Source organism: Morganella morganii (assembly GCF_041099235.1).
GTDB lineage: Bacteria > Pseudomonadota > Gammaproteobacteria > Enterobacterales > Enterobacteriaceae > Morganella > Morganella morganii_E.
This window is the reverse complement of sequence record NZ_JBFZSO010000002.1, coordinates 1-19,719: the sequence shown is the minus strand read 5'-3', so window position 1 is coordinate 19,719 and position 19,719 is coordinate 1. Positions and strand designations below refer to the sequence as shown.

The 19,719-nt window shown below is 47.9% G+C and carries 20 protein-coding genes and 2 pseudogenes; 10 read left to right on the top strand and 12 right to left on the bottom strand.

The features are described from left to right. Positions 1 to 85: 85 nt before the first annotated feature. Positions 86 to 1,405, bottom strand: a complete 1,320-nt coding sequence (locus AB7038_RS03520) for a type II toxin-antitoxin system HipA family toxin (RefSeq protein ID WP_369452938.1) — start codon at positions 1,403 to 1,405, stop codon at positions 86 to 88. A 2-nt stretch (positions 1,406 to 1,407) separates the two neighbouring features. Continuing rightward, entirely contained in the window at positions 1,408 to 1,695 is a 288-nt protein-coding gene (locus AB7038_RS03515; RefSeq protein ID WP_166708723.1) for a helix-turn-helix transcriptional regulator, read from the bottom strand. An 844-nt stretch (positions 1,696 to 2,539) separates the two neighbouring features. Between AB7038_RS03515 and AB7038_RS03510 the strand changes: the two genes are divergently transcribed. From AB7038_RS03510 to AB7038_RS03475, 8 genes and pseudogenes are all read left to right on the top strand, one after another. After that, positions 2,540 to 3,418, top strand: coding sequence for an integrase domain-containing protein (locus tag AB7038_RS03510; RefSeq protein ID WP_369452764.1), 879 nt, complete (start codon positions 2,540 to 2,542; stop codon positions 3,416 to 3,418). Beyond that, positions 3,418 to 3,621: a helix-turn-helix transcriptional regulator gene (locus AB7038_RS03505; RefSeq protein ID WP_368889687.1), complete on the top strand. Its 204-nt coding sequence runs from the start codon at positions 3,418 to 3,420 to the stop codon at positions 3,619 to 3,621. Before AB7038_RS03510 ends, AB7038_RS03505 begins: the two co-directional genes overlap by 1 nt. Beyond that, positions 3,618 to 3,938: pseudogene (locus tag AB7038_RS03500) on the top strand (ash family protein); the annotation flags it as partial. The gene AB7038_RS03505 and the pseudogene AB7038_RS03500, both read left to right, overlap by 4 nt. A gap of 33 nt (positions 3,939 to 3,971) precedes the next feature. After that, positions 3,972 to 4,148, top strand: a complete 177-nt coding sequence (locus AB7038_RS03495) for a hypothetical protein (protein ID WP_234420384.1) — start codon at positions 3,972 to 3,974, stop codon at positions 4,146 to 4,148. Continuing rightward, a pseudogene (locus AB7038_RS03490) lies at positions 4,141 to 5,031 on the top strand (primase-helicase zinc-binding domain-containing protein); the annotation flags it as partial. The gene AB7038_RS03495 and the pseudogene AB7038_RS03490, both read left to right, overlap by 8 nt. A gap of 66 nt (positions 5,032 to 5,097) precedes the next feature. Next, on the top strand, positions 5,098 to 6,174 hold the full coding sequence (locus AB7038_RS03485; RefSeq protein ID WP_369452937.1) for a helicase RepA family protein: 1,077 nt from the start codon (positions 5,098 to 5,100) through the stop codon (positions 6,172 to 6,174). Between the two features lie 122 nt (positions 6,175 to 6,296). Then, on the top strand, positions 6,297 to 6,494 hold the full coding sequence (locus AB7038_RS03480; RefSeq protein ID WP_369452763.1) for a hypothetical protein: 198 nt from the start codon (positions 6,297 to 6,299) through the stop codon (positions 6,492 to 6,494). A gap of 91 nt (positions 6,495 to 6,585) precedes the next feature. Beyond that, complete coding sequence (locus AB7038_RS03475; RefSeq protein ID WP_369452762.1) at positions 6,586 to 7,587, top strand: virulence RhuM family protein; 1,002 nt, start codon at positions 6,586 to 6,588, stop codon at positions 7,585 to 7,587. A gap of 58 nt (positions 7,588 to 7,645) precedes the next feature. Here AB7038_RS03475 and AB7038_RS03470 read toward each other — a convergent pair whose 3' ends face one another. The 9 genes from AB7038_RS03470 to AB7038_RS03430 form a co-directional block, all read right to left on the bottom strand. Then, entirely contained in the window at positions 7,646 to 8,905 is a 1,260-nt protein-coding gene (locus AB7038_RS03470) for a tyrosine-type recombinase/integrase (protein WP_369452761.1), read from the bottom strand. Between the two features lie 788 nt (positions 8,906 to 9,693). Next, positions 9,694 to 10,530 (bottom strand): DUF932 domain-containing protein, encoded by an 837-nt coding sequence (locus AB7038_RS03465; RefSeq protein WP_214211019.1) that lies wholly within the window; start codon positions 10,528 to 10,530, stop codon positions 9,694 to 9,696. A gap of 105 nt (positions 10,531 to 10,635) precedes the next feature. Then, the gene (locus AB7038_RS03460; protein ID WP_214211020.1) at positions 10,636 to 10,968 is read right to left on the bottom strand and encodes a TA system toxin CbtA family protein; all 333 of its coding nucleotides are present in this window, start codon (positions 10,966 to 10,968) and stop codon (positions 10,636 to 10,638) included. Between the two features lie 14 nt (positions 10,969 to 10,982). After that, the gene (locus AB7038_RS03455; protein WP_214211021.1) at positions 10,983 to 11,423 is read right to left on the bottom strand and encodes an antirestriction protein; all 441 of its coding nucleotides are present in this window, start codon (positions 11,421 to 11,423) and stop codon (positions 10,983 to 10,985) included. 125 nt (positions 11,424 to 11,548) lie between these two features. Further along, entirely contained in the window at positions 11,549 to 11,761 is a 213-nt protein-coding gene (locus tag AB7038_RS03450; protein ID WP_182108210.1) for a hypothetical protein, read from the bottom strand. Positions 11,762 to 11,787: 26 nt separating this feature from the next. Beyond that, positions 11,788 to 12,237, bottom strand: coding sequence for a hypothetical protein (locus AB7038_RS03445; RefSeq protein WP_369452760.1), 450 nt, complete (start codon positions 12,235 to 12,237; stop codon positions 11,788 to 11,790). A gap of 13 nt (positions 12,238 to 12,250) precedes the next feature. Then, positions 12,251 to 12,922 carry a helix-turn-helix transcriptional regulator gene (locus AB7038_RS03440; protein WP_159227743.1) on the bottom strand — a complete coding sequence of 224 codons (672 nt, stop codon included), beginning with the start codon at positions 12,920 to 12,922 and terminating at the stop codon, positions 12,251 to 12,253. 54 nt (positions 12,923 to 12,976) lie between these two features. After that, positions 12,977 to 13,723, bottom strand: a complete 747-nt coding sequence (locus AB7038_RS03435) for a DUF3944 domain-containing protein (RefSeq protein ID WP_159227744.1) — start codon at positions 13,721 to 13,723, stop codon at positions 12,977 to 12,979. A 204-nt stretch (positions 13,724 to 13,927) separates the two neighbouring features. Then, positions 13,928 to 14,935: a hypothetical protein gene (locus AB7038_RS03430; RefSeq protein WP_214191214.1), complete on the bottom strand. Its 1,008-nt coding sequence runs from the start codon at positions 14,933 to 14,935 to the stop codon at positions 13,928 to 13,930. A 724-nt stretch (positions 14,936 to 15,659) separates the two neighbouring features. On the opposite strand from AB7038_RS03430, the gene AB7038_RS03425 reads away from it, so the two are divergent. Together AB7038_RS03425 and AB7038_RS03420 are read left to right on the top strand one after the other, a co-directional pair. Then, on the top strand, positions 15,660 to 16,679 hold the full coding sequence (locus AB7038_RS03425) for a YagK/YfjJ domain-containing protein (protein ID WP_214191212.1): 1,020 nt from the start codon (positions 15,660 to 15,662) through the stop codon (positions 16,677 to 16,679). A 100-nt stretch (positions 16,680 to 16,779) separates the two neighbouring features. Then, entirely contained in the window at positions 16,780 to 17,001 is a 222-nt protein-coding gene (locus AB7038_RS03420) for a helix-turn-helix transcriptional regulator (RefSeq protein ID WP_214211027.1), read from the top strand. 458 nt (positions 17,002 to 17,459) lie between these two features. Here AB7038_RS03420 and AB7038_RS03415 read toward each other — a convergent pair whose 3' ends face one another. Next, the gene (locus tag AB7038_RS03415) at positions 17,460 to 19,457 is read right to left on the bottom strand and encodes a BCCT family transporter (RefSeq protein WP_096862148.1); all 1,998 of its coding nucleotides are present in this window, start codon (positions 19,455 to 19,457) and stop codon (positions 17,460 to 17,462) included. Positions 19,458 to 19,719: the final 262 nt, after the last annotated feature.

The window sequence follows — 19,719 nt, the reverse complement described above, 5'->3', positions numbered from 1 at the left end:
TAAATTTAAATTCTAAAAAACCACCGAATATTTTTTATTATTTAAAATAAATTAATAATTCTCACGCAAAGGTATCTATTACACTTTACCAAATAAATCTCCCATGTAACTCCATCATCCCCTCAAAAACCCTCTCCGCAACCCCAACCGGAAACCCCTCCGGCAACAACGCAGTCACACGCTCAATCACTTCTGGTGTCCGACCAATAATGTTATCCAGCATCATTTCGACCTGTTGTTTTTCAAATCCCACAGTCTCGCCATGTTTGATCCAATGACGGCGCTGAATTTTGCTCATCAGGTAATAGTTACTGCTGCCCCGGACGGCCATTGCCAGTTTGCATTTCTGCCAGGCAATCTGGTTATTACCATTACCGATCAGCGGCCATGCAGATAGAACATCATACAAAGGCGTCAGACGGTAACGGTTTTGCGGTTCCATGGAAATACTGAAGTTTTTGGCATGTCCGTCTGTGGCGGCCATCAGCCAGAAAATAATCTGTGCTTTAAAAAAGGTTTCTCTGTCCTGCTCTGCCTGCTCGGAATGACTCAGTATTCCCATGATATCCGTGATACCCGGGCCACCATCAGCCTGATATTTCCGCAGCGGTGAAACGCCCAGTGCCTGACACATGTCCTCCTGCGGCAAACGGACAATCCACTGTCTGTCAGTTGACCAGCGCCGGTCAAAGCGATCAACAATTAATACTTTCTGGTCTTCAAATTGCGCAATCTGCGTTTTTGCAACAGGAATACCATAGTGCTCAAGGATCAGCGAACACAGCCATTCATTTTCAACTGATGTGCTCATATCTGCCTTCATATTACCGACTAAGCCAAGCGGTAATTTGAAGATATGAGTTGTCGGGGTATTACCTTCAGGTAAACACCATTGCCCATCATTCCACAGTAAGGCCGTTTTTTCCTGCGCACCGGCGATAGATAACCGCAGCTCTTCATCATCGCTATGACGACCGGGAATTGACGTTGTGGTATTACGCAGTATCGCTGCAATATCCGCTTCCGAAAGCGGCCGGTAATTGACAGAAAATAAGTCTGCCGGTTCATCATCCGGATGCAGTAATTGAATTGCCCCGACACAATCTCTTCCCAGTTCGGCCAGCAGGTCAAAAGGTTCCAGGCTCTCCGCCCTGTAGCGCATCGCCAGACGCCTGCGGATATCCTCACTATCTGGTAATAAATTATCAAAGTAATCACGCACAACATTTCCGCGCCAGACCTGATTACCCGGCGTGAACGGCAATGAAAGAGACAGCGGTCTGCCTTGCTCATCAGCAACCCACTCCGGGAGATAGTGCAGCCGATCTTCCCCTCTGATCTTTTCCCAGAATCCGACACGGATTCCGTTCATCCATATTGCTAAACGTTGTTGTGCCCGGCTCATATTTACCATTTCTCCCGTCTGGCCGGAGAGTTATCCGGTATTTCCGCAGATTCCTGAATAACTGAGAATTGCCCGGCAGAAAGCACTATTTCGACACCCAGCACAGTGAATACTTTGAATAGTCGTTCAATACTGGCACTGGCCGGATTGGCTTCCAGGCGGGCATAGGTCTGCTGCGTAACACCTAGTTTCTCTGAGACGTCTTTTTGCGTCATTCCGTTAGCCTTACGAAAGCCGACCAGCAACGGACGCAACTGATTGAGTGTTTTAAGCGGATAAGCAGTGTTCATAGCATATTGACCATTTCAGATGCCTGTACAGGCTTTAAGCTGTTTTCACACATTACACCCTATAAGGTGTAAATGCAAAATACAATCTATAGGCTGTAAAAATATCTGTATACTCGTCAAATATCTCATCTATTAAAATCAGACGCCCGTCCCCTCCCCCGAATCTCAATCACCCGATCTACTCCTGAAATCTTTTAAAACCAAAATACAATTACCGATGCTAATTATTAGCGACCTAATTCCGGGTATTTCCTGGCTTTACCGCAGAGCGGCCTTTTACGGCCATTTTCAGGATGCGTAAACCTGCTTGAACCTGCCGGTTATTCCCCCTACGGTGATATGCGTAACTCCGCTGTCACTGACAGCAGCCAAAGCCAATGTTTCCCGTGACCTGCAAGAAACGCCTTCGGGTGGTCACATGCCAATGTCATTGTGGTCTGCAACTGACGCCTTCGGGTGACCGCGCTATGCAGTAAAACAACGCTGTTAAACGTCTGACAGACGTAATGAGTCTCAGGCGTCACTTTTACGCAGTGAAAGTGACGCCGCTGCACAGACCATCCTCAGCCCTTGTGAGACACCACTTACACACATCGTCATGCCTCTGACACTACTGTCAGCGTCTGATAAATCACCAAAAAGGAGACCACTACCACACTGAACCGATACCGGGGACGGGCTGCTCAGCCCGTGGGGATAACCTGCTTATGCAGGCGGCTGCACAGAGTGCAATACCGATGCCCCGTAATACCTCAACCTCTGCCCGCTCCGGCGCACAGGTATCGTTCAGCGCACCAAACCACGCGCCGGATACATGCAGTCAGCCGCAATACAGGGAATCCGTATGAGTAAATTAACCAGGGAAATGACCACGCTGGCGAAACAGGCCGGTGGCAGTTTCAAAACCGTGCATGACCGTATCCGGATTATGGAGAGATTCAGCCGTCATCTGCTCGCGCTGAATATCCAGATCAAAGATATCCGGCATCTGAAATCAAAGCATATCGAACAGTTTATTGCGGATCGCCTGTCGTCCGGGATCACCCTGCGCTCATTGCAGAACGAGATGGCCGCCCTGCGCTGCGTTCTCCGGACTGGCGGCAGGGATAAGCTGGCTGAATCAGAACGACTGACCAATAAGGCGCTCGGATTAAGCGGAGCGAGCCGTGCCGGAACAAAGCTGGCAATCCCGGATGATCGCTTTCAGACCGTACTGCGACAGGCTCAGGCGCGTGATGAGGGCTTTGCCTGTGCGCTGCAACTTGCCCGTCTGTTAGGTTTGCGATCACAGGAAGCGGTGCAGTGCGCAGCGTCAATAAACAAATGGAAAAATCAGATAAACACTTTCCGCTCAACCGTCACCGTTGTGTTTGGTACAAAAGGCGGCCGTCCGCGGGAAGTACAGATTATCGACCGGGACGCCTTGAAACAGGCGGTGGAAAACGCGCTGCGGGTTGCGGAAAGCCGCAACGGCAGACTGATCGATAAGCCGGATTTAAAGGCCGCGATGAATTACTGGCGCACACATACCGCACGTATCGGGCTGACCGGCTGCTACTCGCCGCACAGTCTGCGTTATGCACGGGCGCAGGATTCTATCGCGCATTACCTGTCTCAGGGCTATTCCCGCACGGAAGCCAGAGCGCTGACATCGATGGATTTAGGTCATGGTGACGGCCGTGGTCGTTATGTCGAGCGCGTTTACACACAAAAAGAGGATTGATGATGTCTGATTACACGTTATTGCGGGTTCGGGATGTGATGAAGAAAACCGGCTTTAAGCGGTCATGGGTTTACGTGCAGATGGAGCGCGGAAAATTCCCGCGTCCGGTCAGAATCGGCAGCCGCTCCATCGCCTGGGTGGAAAGTGAAATAAATGAATGGATTGCATCGCACATAAAAAAACGTGAGGACGCACGCAAGTGATTATTTTTTATTATTTTCTGACAGGCTGTTTACGTTATACTACCGGAGCTGCGGCACAATCCGCAGCCGGAATTGGCGTTCCGAATCTCCCCACGGTCTCCGGAAACATCAGCAGCATGTTTCCGGAGATTGCCCCTATCTGCCTGTATTCAATGGTAGTCCGGGCAGGGCTTCCGCAAGGAAGGCCGGGATCCGTTGGGGCCGGTAACGCCAACCCTGTCCGGGCTGCCACCAACGAGATTGGCGTCTCAGGTGGCAGCATCATGTCGACCCCGACGGAGGCTGCCCTATGGCTACTATCCTTACCTGCATTTACCCGCGATTCTTTCTTACTTCAGCGGGGGTGCCTTATGTATGATCACACCCCTCTCACGCCTGAAGAACTCTCTGACCAGTGCTGTGCCCTCGCGTTTGCCATTATCCGGCTTGAACATCCCTATGCTGAAGAACTGCTGATGTACGTTCTGTGGGAACGTATCAATACGCTTAATACCCTGCTGACAACGGAGGTGAGCAGTGATGAATAAATCAGTAACTGATGTAGTGGCACGATGCCGCCACAACTGGGCGGCAGTGATGGCGATGCTGAATATTCCCCTGCCACCGGATAGCAGACACGGCCCCTGTCCTGCCTGTGGCGGGAAAGACCGTTTCCGGTTTGATGACAAAGCCGGTCGCGGTACCTGGTTCTGTAATCAGTGCGGCCATGGTGACGGGCTGGATCTGGTGGCACTGGTAAAGCAATGCAGTTTGTCCGAAGCGGCGCAACTGGCAGAAAACCAGGTGTTGGCAGTGTCAACACCGCCCGCCAGAGAAAAAACCAGTCACCGCCGGGTGCCGCAGGAGAGAATCAGCCAGATCCTCAGCCACAGCGAAATGCGCGAAAGCCCTTATCTCACGGAGAAAGGACTCTCTGCCCGGTTGCCCTGCCTGATCGCGCAGCAAACCCTGCAAATCAGTGATATCACCTTCGGCGAAGGCAGCCTGCTACTCACGCTGAACAATACCGCCGGTGATCTTACCGGTGCTCAGTTGATTAACCCGGCCGGTGAAAAGCGGCTGCTGCCCGGCTCTCAGCTTAAAGAGGCGTTTATCACCGTGCAATTTCCGGAAACACCGGAGACCATCATTATCACGGAGGGTTATGCGACCGGTCTGACGCTCAGCCTGATTAGTACCTCATCGGCCATTGTGGCTGCGGTTTCAGCCAATAATCTTATCAATGTCGCGAATGCGTTACGTAATCAGCACCCGGAGGCCGTTATTATTCTGGCGGGCGATCATGATATCCGCACTGACGGCACGGCCAATACCGGCAAAGCTCTGGCAGAGAAAGCCGCCCGTGCGGTGAATGGCTGGGTTTCACTGCCGCCGGCGGCCTCGCAGTGTGACTGGGATGATTTCCGCCGGCAGCACGGCATTGAGGCCACCAAAACCGCCTTTTATAAACAGCGTTACCAGCCACAGCGCGTTCCGGTGAGCTGCATTGATTACAACGCGCCGCCGTTCCGCACCTCCCTTCCGCTGCGTAAAGGCTCTGACGGCTTTGATATGCGCCAGGATTATCTCATCAAAGGCTATCTGCCCGGTTCCTCCGTTGCCAGCGCTTACGGTGCCAGCGGCTCTTACAAATCATTTCTGGCGGTTTCGTGGGGATGCCATATCGCGACCGGCAAACCGTGGGCGGGCAAGCCGGTCACACAGGGTGCGGTGATTTATGTTGTCGGTGAGGGCGGGATCGGCGTTCCCCGCCGTATCCGTGCATGGGAACAGACGCTGAACGGCGGCAGCCCGATAGATTCACTCTACCGCGTGGATTGCCCGATCTTCCCTGCCAGCCCGGACAGCGTGCAACAAGTGATACAAGCTGCCAATGATGTGAAAACCACAACGGGCATGCCGGTACGCCTGATTATCCTCGATACCCTCGCCCGCTGTTTCGGCGGATCGGATGAGAATGCAGCAAAAGATATGGGGGCATTCATTCAGGGGTGCGATTTTATCAAAGCCGCCACGCAAGCCACCGTGCTGGTTATCCATCACTCCGGCAAAGATCAGGATAAGGGTGCGCGGGGTTCCAGTGCGTTCCGTGCCGCGCTGGATGTGGAGTTCCATGTGCGCCGTGAGGGAGAAGATCCGGCCATTATCCTCAGTTGCACCAAAATGAAGGATGCGGAAGAGCCGCCGCGTCAGGCCTATGACCTGCATTCCGTGGATTTATATGTGGACGAGGACGGCGATCACATCACCTCGCTGGTACTGAATGATGAAGGACGGGAGGCCCGGGATGATGACCCGGCATCTGATCCGGATCTGGCCGGTGTTCCACGCCTGACAGATAACCATGTTGCGCTGTGGCAGGCTATCCGCTCACGGACAGCCAAAGGCGAAAGCTGCACCCGTGCCGTGCTGCGTGACGATATGAAAGCAATGAATTTTGATGTCTCCAAAAAATTCTCCCGCTGGCTCAATAAGCTGGAAAAAGACAATCTGATCGCATTCCGGGGCGAGGAGATTATCCCGCTGCCGTATCAGACCAAAGTGGGGGACTAAACGGGGGAAAAGTGGGGGAAGCTGTCCGGAGAACCATAAAAACCGGTGTTTTCCCCCACTTCGCACGTATATATAGAACCTAAGTGGGGGAAATGCTGTAATTTCATTATAAACAGTGAGTTATGAATATTCCTGAAAATGAAGTGGGGGAAGAAGTGGCACCCTGCTATGTGGGGGACAAAGTGGGGGACGTTTTCACGTTTTTTCTCTGGCAGGCGCCGTTAAATCCCCCGGTTTTCACAGGCAACACATCAGCACCGGCCACCCAAAAAATGGCCGGTGCGGTGGTGATTGATATACAAATTAATTGTACTGTTTAGATGATCTTTTTTATTCTGCTTTTTCTATTCACACCTTCTGCATTACGATACGGTAATGTACCAGCCATCCAAAAACAAAAGTGAGAATACTATGCCTGAAAATGACCTAATCCTGTACACAACTGAAGATGGTGAATCTCAGTTGTTATTACGTGAGTTGGGTGGTCAGGTGTGGCTGACACAACTGGAAATGGCTGAGTTATATCAGACAACAAAGCAAAATATCAGCAAACACGTAATAAGTGTATTGTCAGACAAAGAGCTGGCTGAAGAGGCAGTTGTCAACTCAAAGTTGACAACTGCTGCCGACGGCAAAGACTATCTGACTCAGCTTTATGCATTGCCGATGATCATCGCTGTAGGTTACCGCGTTCGCTCAACCCGTGGTACCCAGTTTCGCCAATGGGCCACCCGGACTCTCAGTGAATATCTGACCAAAGGCTTTGCGATGGATGATGAGCGTCTCAAAGATCCGAAATGGGATTATTTTGATGAACTCCTTGAACGCATCCGGGACATACGATCATCAGAAAAACGCTTCTATCAGAAAGTACGGGATTTACTTGCGTTGTCAGAAGATTACCGCGCTAACGAAAAAGATACCGGGCTTTTATTCGCAGAAGTTCAGAATAAACTTTTCTATGCGGTAACAGGACATACTGCTGCTGAACTTATTGTTGCACGAGCAGATGCGGGGCAACCTAATATGAATCTGACAAGTTTCTCAGGTTCCAGAGTTCGTAAAGCTGATGTCGTTATTGCTAAAAATTATCTTCTGGCTGATGAACTTGAAAACCTGAACCGGTTAGTCAGCATGTTTTTTGAATTTGCTGAATTCAGAGCAAAAAACAAAAAACACCTCCGGTTTCAGGATTGGCGGGAATATGTTAATAAATTTATGGAATTTAACGAACAACCATTACTGAATAACGCAGGACGTATCAGCCGTTCTCAAATGGAACAGGTAGTTCATGAGTGCTACGACAAATTCAATCAACAACGACGTATCGGGGAAGCTCAGGCCGAAGACCAGAGAGAAATGCAGGCACTGGAAGAACTTCAGTATAGATTACAAAAAAATAAAAAAAGCTGATACCTTTAACAGATTCACGGCCTGAAAAGGCCGGGAATCTGTGGTAAATAATCAAATATCAGTTGTTTTCAAACTCATACGGCACAACAAATTCCCTGCTGACTGCATCGAGGTAATCCGCCCACCATTGCATCATGAGCTTTCGCTCCACAATATGCTCGGCCTTGTGAATATAGGCGGCACGTACTGTGTTGCGCTCCTGATGGCTCATCTGCCGTTCGACCGCGTCCCGTGACCATTTTCCTGACTCAATCAGGGCGCTGCATGCCATGGTGCGGAAGCCGTGACCGCACAGTTCGGTGGCGGTGTTATAGCCCAATGTCCGCAGGGCGTTGTTTACGGTATTTTCACTCATCGGTTTTATCAGGCTGTGATCGCCGGGAAAGAGCAGCCCGTCATCCCCGCTGATGGCGCGGATTTCGTCCAGTATCAATAATGTCTGACGCGACAGCGGCACAATGTGTTCTGACTGCATTTTCGCACCGCGATAAGAGAATTTCACACCGGGGATAGGTGTGCGCTGTGCCGGAATCGTCCATATGGCGCGTTCTGTGTCGAATTCAGACCAGCGGGCAAGGCGGATTTCACTGGATCGCGAGAACGTCAGCAGCGTGAACTGTATCGCCAGTTTGGTTAACTCACGGCCATTGTAATAATCCAGCTTTGTCAGCAGCTCCGGCAGCCGTTCCAGCCGCAGCGCCGGGCGGTGGGTCACACGCGGCGGCATCAGCGCCCCCGCCATGTCCTTTGCCGGATTACGGTCAATCAGGCCGCACTGAACCGCGTACCCCATAATGTCGGTGATCCGCTGCTTCAGCCGCGAGGCCAGCTCAAGGCGGTCATTCGCTTCCACAACCCGCAGTGGTGCCAGCAGATCTTTCGTTTTCAGCGTCCCGACATGCTGATCACCGATTGCCGGGAGAACATGTTTTTCCAGATCGCGCCAGACCCGCCGGGCGTGTGTTTCTGACCAGCGCCGCCGTCTGAGCATCTGCTGTGACCATTCCCGCGCCATTTTCTCAAAGGTATTCAGCGCGTCCTCTTCCGCTTCTTTTTCTGCGATACGTTTCTGCTTCGGGTGAACACCGTCCAGTATCATCAGACGGGCCTCATCGCGTTTCTCACGGGCGCGTGACAGCGACACCAGCGGATACCCGCCGAAGGCAATCCGGCTCTGTTTGCCATCAAATACGAAGTTAAAATACCAGCGCTTTGTACCGGCCGGATTCACCTGAAGATACAGGCCATATTCATCGGTCAGTTTGTACATCTTTTTACCGGGTTTTGCGTTCCTTGCTGCTATGTCGCTTAATGCCATAAGTGCGGATCACTCCTTTGTCGAATTGGTGTATCGCATCGTGGCTTTTACGTATTTCAGAGACAACAAAGAAGTCTATTTGCGAAATCAAACATTTATTGTGCGAGTGACAGAGAGGTGCAGAACAGCGCGGACAACCGAAAACAATGCAGGATAAATAAACTGGTGTAATGGCGGGTTAATACAACACATGAGATAAAATTTAACGCATTGTTTTTATTTGAAAAAATAAAAATACTGTTTTTTTACTGAGATATATCGATGCCGTTATTTATTTCATGAACGCATTTTCATTATTTATTGATATTGAATCTATTAATGCGCGCCCTTTTCAGCCCTGAAACTGACCTCTTTTTCCGGGTCAAAATGTAAATCGAAGCGAATTGACCACAAAATTGACTTTTTTTGCCCCGGTAGCGCCCGGATGGCGACGGCGTAACGGGAACGCGTTACACGAACCGGTAATAAAAAATTAAAATGTTATTTTACATTAATTTACAAACGAAAAATGCGGAGAAAAACAGCCGGATAATGAATTTCAGGCACAAAAAAAGCCACCTTGCGGTAGCTTGATTTCACTTAAGAATGCGAAGGCCGGACTCGTAAAATGATATCAATACATTGTTTTACATTGAAATAATTAAGTTAAGTAAAAATTATATACTCAAATGTATACTCATTGATATTTCATGCGATAAATACAAAAAAATAAAAGAAACAATTTCCTGCGCCAGCCTGCTGCCAGCGCAGTAATTGTATCAGTTATTTATTAATACAGTACTACGATTTCATATTGATTGACGGCCAGAGCAATACTCATACATTTTCTCTGTCATCACCCACAGTGCTTTATTCAGACGGATATCACCATCAATACCGGTCACGGCCCGGGTGTGTGATCGTTTCCCCTTAGCTGTCCGTCCGGACAGCCCGCCTTTAATCAGATTCTCCTGTAAACGCTGGTACACTGTCCACAGATCATCCTTCTTATCTTCCCACCGGCGGGGTTGCAGCACCTGTTCTTCCGTGACCGGCTGGTGGTCATCCCCGAACCGGTACGTGATAGCGGCATGTGCCAGCGCCTGCTGTGCCGGAGGCGGTAACCGCAGGGACTGCATCTGTTCGCGTTTTTCAGCCACCGCATCAAACGTTTCCAGCACTTCATACGCCCCTTCAATCACTTTATCGACGACATTACCTTTGTGCGGCACTCTGACCTCACCAAACGTATCACCACAGACCAGTCCGTTCTCACAAACCGCACGAAATAATCCCGGCAGCATCTGATAACTGCTGGTGCCGTCGTGGCTGTTTAACAGAATAATTTCCGGTACCTGGACACCGGTGATCTGATTATGGCGGCGAAGGCGCAGCATATGTTTGGTGTGCTCCCGGCGGTTGTCATCGCGGACACGGGTCTGACAGGCAAAGAACGGATAAAAGCCTTCTTTCCGCAGGCTCTCAAGCAGGGTAATGGTGGGAATATAGGTATAACGGTCACTGCGGGATTCATGTTTTTCTGCTGAAAAGACACTGGGTACAGTGCAGTATAATTCTTCGGTGGTTAACGGGCGGTCACGACGAATGATATTCGCCCTGCCAAAGCGGGAGGCTAAACGGGTCATAATAATACTCCTGTAGAATAAACAGATAAAAGGGTGGTCAGATAAAAACCGGGGTTGAACGGGATAAAGGAAGAGATAAGGTGAAGTGCTGCAGATACCGGCTTTTTACACGGTAACGGATCTGCTGGTGGCAGAGCTGCTATGGTGAGTTATCAGACCGGTTGCCTTCCGTGCCCGCAGAATATCGGTCGCAGTGATACTGTGTGACGGCTCAGTGATACCGTTGTTGCGCCGGTCAGTGCGGACCAGGGCGTATTTCTGCGAAAAGGCATTCAGTGCCTCACACAACGACATTCCCCGGCAGAGACAGGCCTCAATCACGCGCTCATCACTGAATTCCGTGTCGTTCAGGGTGAGGCCGTAGTGCTGTTGCAGCAGGTAAGTCAGCAGTGTCTGCCAGACGGCCGCCGGTGACGCGCGTACTGCTGTATTGTTCATGGCGCAGCTCCCGGTTAATCGATAAGACGGAAAATAGCGGCACACTCCTCATGCTGCAGGGCGTAGTCCCGCAACTGATAAAAATACTCCACCATCTCCGGACTTTCGGTTTTAAATGACCAGAGACTGTAAGTGATGAGACATACTGCGATACCGGCCGCTTCGGGGCTCAGTTCCGCGTCATTGCTGTTATGCGGGTTAACCATCGGGAGTGACGTTTCAATCATGTCAGGCCAGATAAATGCGCCGCCGTTGGTGAGCATGCTGAATTCCCAGAATGCACCGTGATAAATGTCACACAGTTCGCTCATCCGGGTAAAAATGTCACCTTCCAGGCGCTGCCAGTCCGGTACGCTGCCGAAATAAAACCGCCAGAATGTGTCTCTGCCCCGGGGATGAACCAGGTTACTTTTGACGGCTGCGGGCTCCTGCAGCGAAATTGCTGATAATGTCATCGTGAAACTCCTTTGTATTGATGGGTAAAATAGTGGGTTACTGATTTGTGAATGGGCATAAAAAAACGGCAGACTGTGAACGTCTGCCGTCAGGCGGGATGTAATAAACCAGTCTTCTGTGCAGGTCAGCGGGGAAAGAGCCGGCCCAGCAGACGGTCAAGGGTACCGCCCAGCACGGCTGAGCAGGCCAGAGCGGCACTGAGCCCGGCCGCCAGCTTTTCGGCTGTGGTGGAATCCTCATTGTCTGCCGCCTCAGCAGCCGCCTGCCAGGCGCAGTACGTGGCTAACGCCACCGTTACCACGCCGAGCGTGGTGGCCATTAATTTAAAAACAGACATCTGTGTTTCCTTTTTGTATGCCTCAGTTACTGCGGACCGGACCAGCTGTCAGTATCCATCTGCAGGAAGGACTCACAGTCTCCCTCTCCGGCTTTACAGACCCGCTCCGCGACGGATTTCGGCGGCCATTTCTGGTCTGTCTTATACTCCAGACCGTTATTGTCGATACAGCCCACCTTCAGCCAGTTGGCCTGAGCACCGGTATTATAATAAATACTGCTGATACAGGTCATGGCTACCGGAGCCGGATAGCCTTTGGACAAATCTGCTCTGGTCTCACTTTCCAGCTCTCCGGCGGGAAGTGGCTTCCACCCGGCGTTTCGGCCTTTGCTGTCGTTCTGCATTTTCAGCTGCTGCCCGTATTCCGGGGTCAGGTAATAAGTGTAACGGTCAGGTTGCACCTCACCGTGCATGTGTAGTGCAAAAACCGGGGCGGACAGCAGTAAACAACCAAGCAGTGTCAGACTTCTTTTCATAGTGACATCCTTATTAAGGTAATGAACGGATAAACTGATAATGGGGTAATGCGGTGATAAATTCGGGACGAGTGACTGTCTGTGCGATAACGGTGTCCTGCCGGAAACGGCGTCCGGACACGGCAATGTTCTGCAGCTGACTGAACCGGAACACCCGCAGGGCTGACTGCCATTCCCCGCACAGATACCAGTCCCGCTGAAAATAAATCAGCTTGTAGGGGGCCATGCCCTCATGGTCCTGACCGTCACAGCGGAAGCTGAGCAGCCGTCTGCGGACAATCGCCTGCGTCACCACATAAAAGCCGCCGAACAGTGTCGGGGCGGATTGCGGCGGTTCGTGGTAGACCAGGCAGGGCGCACCGTTTTCCGGACTGAGCAGAACGGACAGCAGCCTGCGGTCAAGCGAGGGGAACAGCGGGGTGATATGGGTGATATCGGCAAAGTACAGGATATCGCTGTCTGTCCGGTAAGGGCGCTGACCGGCGGCCAGCCTGTATCCGCCCTGATACGGCTCAGTGTCCAGAAAGACCAGACGCTCACTGAAATCCCGCTGCAGTGTGCGGGCCGAGACATTAAACTCACGGGCGAGCTGTGCCGGATACAGCGTTTCGCCGCGGAACAGGCGGCTGATAATCATGGCCAGCCGGAATGCAAGCCGGTCATGACGTGAATCTGGCGTATGCATGAGCGCAGCCTCCGTGAGTCAGTCAGATAAAAAGGGAATAACGAAATACGGAAATCAGGCCGCCAGGGCCTTCTGGCGCAGGTACGCCACAATGATGCAGGCCGGAATGGTGACCCGGTAAGCGGGACCGGCGATATCGGCTATCAGCCAGGCGGAGCTCAGCGCAATCCCGACGGGACCGGCCAATATGCCTAAGATGCGGGAACCGAAGAATACAGAAGCCATTCCGGTCACACCGGCTGTGGTTGCCATACCCCCCATCGCCTGTATCACACCGAAAGAGGCGATGGATGCGAGTTCCAGAGCAGCCACACCGGAGACATTTACTGCTGCCTGCAGAGCCATCATAACGAGCTGCGGAGTGGGATTAGTCAGGTTGAGTTTCATTTCCTGTGATAAGGCAGCCAGTGCGTCCGGTGACATATCACTGATGCTGGTTCTCATTATCTGCATCAGGAGATTGATTTCTGCTGTTTCTGTACTGTCCCCCTTTTCATGTTTTACTTTCATTCTGCTGCAGACATCCAGCAGAATTTCACGGTAGAGCACACCTTTGTTGCCGCGCAGCAGCGTGGCCAGACTATTGGCACCGAAGGCCTGCAGTTCGGCACAGATGGCGGGCCAGTACTTCTGATGGTCGGGATAAAAGAGCTGATATTCCGGTAAGGTGGTCAGAGACTCCGCCAGACGCTTTTTGCCGTCTTTACTGTCGTGTGTCAGGACGGAGACCAGCAGACCGAGGTCCTCATTGCTGCACTGACCGATAAACGCGAGGTCGGGGTCGATACGGTAGGTTGCCATAACAGAAATTCCTTACAGGGTGATTTAAGACAACCACAGCATAACAAAGGGGTCTGACAGGGTATGACGCGGAAAATCGCTGTTTTTGAGGGGGAAAAAACGGGAAAACGACAGGGTGTGTCGCCGGTCAGTTATTCTGACCGGTGTTTTCCCTGTCATATCAGTTGATTAATGTGTATCTGAAAAATCACTGATTCAGGCAAATTATTTTTTCGGTGTTCTGTACTCATTCTCAATTAACCGGGTCACCAAATCGGTGATCGTCATTTCATAGGTTTCAGCCAATTCTTCCAGATGTTTTTTTACTTCATCATCCAGACTGCAGCTCAGTGTTTTTTTATTTTTTTGTTTTTTCCGGAAAGAACGCTGCTGCCATGCCTTTTTAAGAGAGTATAAAAAATACTTCTTCCCTCCGGGGTTATCATTCCATGCCCGCAGGGCGGCATAAAAACAAATATATTTATCTCCGGAACTTTCGGGGTTAAAGAACCGGAGAGGCCAGACCGATATCTTTATATTATCGACAGAGTAATTACAAATATAATCCCATGCCCAATTACAGGCATCATCATTATCCTTACTCAGCCACTTTATATTTTTTACTGCTGTGAAGGATTTTATCCATTCATCCTTAAGCATGTTTATAATATTTTCTTTTTCACCAGACATCAGATTCATATGATCAAAGACAGTCTGGAAGTCGCGATACATCTCTTCAGTGCTGACATGATTCTCTTTTATGCCAAATTTGCTTTTAATGTATTCTGTTTGCAGTGATACAGATAAACCCCTGAATTCTTTATTGTCCGACCAACTATTAACAGTGGGTTTTACCACGTTTGACTGTTGAATTGCCTGAGTATATTTATCGCTTATGGGTGTTAAGGGATTTATATTATTTAACATTACCCAGCAATATGCAGAGGCAATGCTGTCTTCTTTAATCCATTCAAACTTGTCAATGCTGATAAGGTTATTATTTACATGATTTAAAACTTTATCAGTAAGGTAATTGTAATTACTGTTCGCCATGCCAATAACTTCATTGATTAAATCTCTTAAACGTGATTTGTCATTTCTGTCACCTGAGAAATATTTATTTTCAACCCATTCAAACCTGGGCTCTGTTGACATGAAAAATACAAAAACACCCGCTTTCCTCAGGTCTTTCACTTTGAGCAACTCATCAATCTCATAGCTTTTATCGTTCATTATTTGCCCACACTGTGTAGTTGATATGTCGTTATTGTAGTTTGTTTTTGTCTCTGAAAAAGTGATATTGTCGTGATAACGTAGATTAAGAATAGTTTTATGATCTTTTTCATGAGTTGAAAATGAAGTGTTTTTATCATTTAATTTAAATAGTTATCCTGAAAATACTGGGTCAGGAAGTATTTTTACAGGAAAAAATGATGCTCACGATTACTTATCTTTTTCCCGTGACTATTTCTGTGAGGAGACTAACTTTCAGATATCTTGTTCATTGTGAAGCCTGCTGCAAATGCTGTCTGTGCATACTGTTTTAATAAACTCAGGTAACAATCAAAAAAGGATTATTTATTATTATATTTATCTTACCCAGAGTTATTGTTATCAGATTAATCATGACATCTATTCTCATACTCATCTTTTTAATTATTGATAACCGCATCTCTTTATCGAATAACTAAACATATCTGATGGCACTCCTGTTACTGATACAGATAATAGTGATATAACCCTGAATTGCTTACCCTTCTTCATAAATAATAATTTTCATTAATTAATCTCAGTGGGTAAATTCAGTTGTTATCCACATCTGAAGGATCACTCAGAATGGATGTCATTAATCATCTTTTAAATCCATCTGTTATGAACCTTCCGCCTCAGTAAAAAAATAAATGCACTCCTCTGTTATATGAACAGAAATACCATTATTAATCAGAGGGAATTAATCATGAATGACAATATAACCTGTGAAATACTGGCGCTTTCACAAATCTACAATAACGGCACAGAGATTACCGATGACACAACAGATCGTGAGTTATTTCGGCTGATAGCGTCACATACCACTGCATTAATTAAAAGAAAGAGTCAGCCTTTACCCTTTAGTGCGTACTATTTTGGTGATGAATTACAAATAAAGGCCACTAAAACCGGTCGGTTTTTTTATGAGTTAATACAAAACATTCTTTCTCTTTCCCGTGTTACCGGCAACCGGCGTAAATTACATCCGGTTATTCCGCTGATTGTTTCTCTTGCTGAGAAATATCATATTCGTTATGTTCCGATGCTGTCGGAATACTATCCTGACTCAGAGGAGGATATTAAACAGCTAAATGAAGCCTATTGTGAGTTTATTCAGTCAGTGGACAGTAAAGAGTATAAAACTGCTGTCAGTACCTTTAAGAACAGTGCCCGCAAGAATTACCGGTTCTGTTGCCGCTATATTGAAAACCTGTTTGAGCGCCATGCAAAGCTGTTGGTGGTACGGACAGACCTGTCCTACGGAAAACGGGTCTGTCACAGAGTCACGGCCGGGGATTTAACCCGTCACCGGATTGCCCTGTATAAAGCAATACAGCGGTTACGCCTGTTTAAACACTGCGTCGGTTATATCCTGAAGCTGGAATACGGTCGTGAGAAAGGCTTTCACTACCACTGCCTGTTTTTCTTCAACGGCCAGCATGTCAGACAGGATATTACGATAGCCAGGCTTATCGGTGAGTTTTGGCAGGAAACCATCACCGAGGGACAGGGGATCTACTTTAACTGCAACCGCTATAAATCAGATTACCGTATCTGCGGTATCGGGATGTTGCACCGCAGTGAGAGCCTCCGGCGGGAAGGCCTGATGACCGCTGTGAACTATATCTGCAAAACAGACCAGTGGGTGAAGCTACAGGTACCGGGGATAGACCGGACATTCTGGCGGGGAACCATCAGAAACAAACGGCGTAAAACACGCCGGTAAATCTTTTTTTACAGACAAGGGGAATCCTATAGAAGTGATATCCGCTGCGTCATCGATAGCACTTCTGCCTTTTTAACCAAACAAAGACAGGAGATTCCCCATGAATACCACCGATACCACCACTGCCCCTTCCCTGCTCGACGAACCACTCGTGGACATGAAATTCATCACCAAATTTACCGGATTAACGGATAAGTGGTTTTACAAGCTGATACAGGAAGGGCAGTTTCCGAAACCGATTAAACTGGGACGTAGTTCCCGGTGGCAGAAAAGTCAGGTTGAAGCCTGGCTACAGGCCCGTATGGATGAATCCTGTGACTAACTTCGGACTTTCACGCTCAAATCTGCTTCATAGTGCGATTTCCCAGACTGATTGCAGCAAGCAGCCTTTTAAGGCTTGTGTATTTACCAGAAAGTTATCTTTGTGCTTTAATATCAATTAATTCTTCTCCGCTATATTTTTTCAATTAATGGGAAGTGGAATGTTCAAACGGAGGAAGTCGGAAAATCGGTATCATGTGAATGCTGAAGATAAAGAAAAGAATTTTTGCATCGGATAGCTTGTGTTTTGTAGTGATAATCACTTCAGCGTAAATTGTGCGTGGATTTGATTCCTACTTAGATACTTGCATATATTATAAAATATATAAGATATCTAAGCAGCACAGTTGCAGTTGTCTGAAAATAAAAGGAATTTTTTTGTTGAGACACTTACAGTCTATCTCCGTCATTTTGGGGTGAGGTGACTCAACTTAGTCACCTCTCTATCATAATAAGTGACTACGATTTATCGACGATATGAATAAAGTGAATGTGTTTTTCATATTGATCGAGGATATCATGAATAATTTGTGCTTCACTCCATCCCATAATATCGTAGTCTTGTCCGCCTTCCTTTAAATAGACTTCAGCGCGGTAATATTTCTGAGATTCATTATTTTCATCATTATTCATACCCACTAATGCAAAAGAAGGCGTCAGATAATCCCGTAATCGTATTTCATAAAGGAAATTGAGGTTCTCACCAAATTGCACTTCCAGAGTCACTCTATCGTCTTTCTCATTATGGATAGCAGCCTCTGTACCCTGCTTTTCAAACTCAGTGACAACAGATTGCATAGCAGGCTCAATCACTTCCGCCATGAAACGTTTAACCTGATTACGTTTAGGGAAGAAAGCTATTTTACGTAATCGACGTTGCCATGATAATCCTCCCCGCCCTGTATTCGGTGCTAAGGTAGCAAGATGTTGACTATCTTTTTTGTAAACATCAATACGTAAGGCTTTTAGTAATCCGACGATAGCAATCAATAAAATAATCGCAAATGGGAGTGCGGTAGCTATCGTCATGGTTTGTAATGCCGTTAATCCTCCGGCCAGTAAAAGTGTGATTGCAACAGCCCCCATCAGAAAGGCCCAAAAAATACGTTGCCAAACTGGTGTGTGTATTTCACCACCTGAGGCTAACGTATCGACAACCATTGCCCCTGAATCAGCAGATGTTACAAAAAACACAATAACCATCAGCATCGCGACAAAAGACAGGACAGATGAAAACGGAAAGTAATTTAAAAATTCAAATAAGGCGAGTGCAACGTCTTTTTGCACGACTTGCGCCAACATTTCTGCACCATTATCACGGATCAAATGTATTGCACTATTTCCAAAAAAAGTCATCCAGAGTAGTGTAAAGCCGGCAGGAACAAACAAAACACCCGTAACAAACTCACGAATAGTACGGCCACGGGAAATTCTCGCAATAAACATGCCCACAAAAGGTGACCATGAAAGCCACCATCCCCAATACAATAATGTCCATCCTCCCAACCATTCACTGGATTGCGGTTCATAGGCATAAAGATTGAAAGTTTTATTGATAATATCTGAAAGGTAAGCCCCTGTATTTTGAACAAACGATTTAAGTAACAGTACGGTCGGGCCTAAAATCCCAATCAACAATAATAATAAACCCGCTAAACTAAGATTGAGTTCAGAGAGAATTCGAATCCCTTTATCTAAACCAGTGACTACTGATAACGTGGCTAATCCCGTGATCACTACAATCAAAATCACCTGCATCGTTGGACTAACAGGGAAACCGAATAAGTGCGCTAATCCTGCGTTGACTTGCAACACACCAAATCCAAGCGAAGTTGCGACGCCAAAAACGGTGCCAACAACAGCAAAAATATCAACAGCATGCCCCATGGGACCATAGATCCGTTCACCTATGATGGGATAGAGAGCTGAACGTAATGTAAGTGGTAAGCCATGTCGGTAACTAAAAAAAGCGAGAATTAAGGCGACAATGGCATAAATAGCCCATGCATGTAAGCCCCAATGGAAAAATGTAATTTCCATTGCTTCTCTTGCAGCCTGAACAGTTTGTGGGTCTCCGACGGGGGGAGCAAGATAATGCATCACGGGCTCAGCGACCCCGAAAAACATAAGTCCGATACCCATTCCGGCAGAAAACAACATAGCAAACCAGGAAAGATAACTAAATTGCGGTTGAGCATGATCTGGACCGAGTTTAATTTGGCCAAATCGAGAGAGTCCTAAATAGGCGACGGTCAGTAAAATCAAGGCAACGGCCAGAATATAAAACCAACTGGCATTCTCAAAAAGTTCTGCCTGCAGGGCTTTGAGCAAAATTTCTGAGCGTTGGGGAAAAATAGCGGCTATTGCAACGACACATAAAATAATAAAAGCTGAAACAAAGAAAACGGGAGGATTTATTTTCCCCCACGTTCGTGATTTTTGTGGTGATAATGACATTCCTACCTCCCTTTTAATAACTGCTTATGATTGTCATAAAGTGTATTTTTTGTAATAAGCATAAAATTTTTTGTCAAGTATTTTATGGATTGATAGTGGGGTAAACTGAGATTTCGTATTGAGATTTTGTATGGCTATTGTTGCAGTAAAATACCGATTCTGCGGATTAACCGATTCCCATAAGGTGTAGTGGTTTAATAAATTTGGCCACCTGAACAGAGGTGATATGCTCACCTCAGAACAACACAGGTGCCTTAATGAA